Here is a 1,451-nt window from a genome sequence, read left to right on the forward strand (position 1 = left end):
CTCGGACTCAATCGGTCGTCGCAACACCGGCTTCTTTAGTTGAGGATAGGTGTTCGTTGAGGGCTTCGGCGGGTGTCTTCCATCCGAGGGTTTTGCGGGGTCGGCTGTTGAGGGCGAGTGCAACGGCCTCGAGGTCGCCCGCCTGCCACCGGGACAGGTCGGTGCCCTTCGGAAAGTACTGCCGCAGCAGCCCGTTCGTGTTCTCGTTCGTGCCTCGTTGCCATGGGCTGTGCGGGTCCGCAAAGTAGATCTCGAGGCCGGTGTCGACGCGGAGGCGGGCGTGTTGTGCCAGTTCCTTGCCGCGGTCCCAGGTCAACGAACGACGCAGCTGCTCGGGCAGCGCGGTGATCGTGGAGGCGATCGCGTCCCTGACGGCCTCGGCGCCCAGACCGGCCAGCGCCGGCCCGTTCTTCGTCCGCGGCTCGACGCCGAAGCCTTCCAGCCGCGGCAGGTGCAGCAGCATGGTGAACCGGGTCGTGCGCTCGACCAGAGTGCCGATCGCGGACTTGCCGGTGCCGATGATGAGGTCGCCTTCCCAGTGTCCCGGGACTGCCCGGTCCTCGGCCTCAGCCGGTCGCTGGCTGATCATCACCTCGGAGGTGACGTGCCCGTTCGCCCGCCGTCGGGCTCGGGCACGGGGAACCCGCAGTGCACGTCCGGTCCGCAGACAGCCGACCAGCTCACGCTTGAGGGCCCCGCGTCCTTGGACGTAAAGCGCCTGGTAGATCGCTTCGTGCGAGATGCGCATGGAGTCATCATCGGGGAAGTCGGCCCTGAGCCGGCCCGCGATCTGCTCCGGGCTCCAGGCCGTCGCCCACCGCCGGTCCTGACGGTGGGGCTTGTTCCGCCCCTTCCACCGCGGCGTGCTCGGCCCGGCCACCTGCGTGCCGTCCGGACGCCGGACATCCCCGGCGAGCCGTTCTTGCACGTACTCGCGGAGCCGGTCATTCCCCAGCAGTTTGGCCGACTTGGGACGTTGGGCCATCAGCTCGGCCTTCCACTGCGCGACGGACGCGCGATACTCGAGTCTGCCGCCGCGGGTGGCCGCATTGCGGCGAAGTTCCCGGGAGACGGTCGAAGGATGGCGGCCGAGTCGTCGGGCGATCTCCCTCACCCCGGCACCCTGAACCCTCAGCAGGGCGATGTCCTCGCGCTCTTCAAATGTCAAGAAGCGCCCCGAGACAGGACCACGCAGGAAAGTGGGCATCCCGCCACGGTCCCGGAACCAGCGACTGCCGGCTGCCGGTGACGCGCCGACCGCGACCGCGGCTTCCTCGCTGGTCCGCCCCTTGCCGATCTCATGCCAGAACGACCGCTCGGTGTCTCGACGCAGTGACGGCTTGCCAGGCGACTTCATTGGCGACCTGCCGGTCAGCTCCGTCATCCAGCCCGCTGGCCTACCCATCAGCACCTCCATGAACGAGGTGTTGCGACGATCAGTTGAATCCACC

Annotated in this window: 1 protein-coding gene; it reads right to left on the minus strand. The window is 68.2% G+C overall.

Annotated elements, in window-relative coordinates:
* Positions 1 to 7 precede the first annotated feature (7 nt).
* Positions 8 to 1,384, minus strand: coding sequence for an IS30 family transposase (locus ACZ53N_RS37345; RefSeq protein WP_469145133.1), 1,377 nt, complete (start codon positions 1,382 to 1,384; stop codon positions 8 to 10).
* Positions 1,385 to 1,451: the final 67 nt, after the last annotated feature.

It is taken from the genome of Streptomyces sp. NPDC033229 (assembly GCF_055576875.1).

Excerpts from the sequence above, each read along its gene's own strand:
- ACZ53N_RS37345 (WP_469145133.1), bottom strand. The coding sequence starts at position 1,384 with ATGACGGAGCTGACCGGCAGGTCGCCAATGAAGTCGCCTGGCAAGCCG.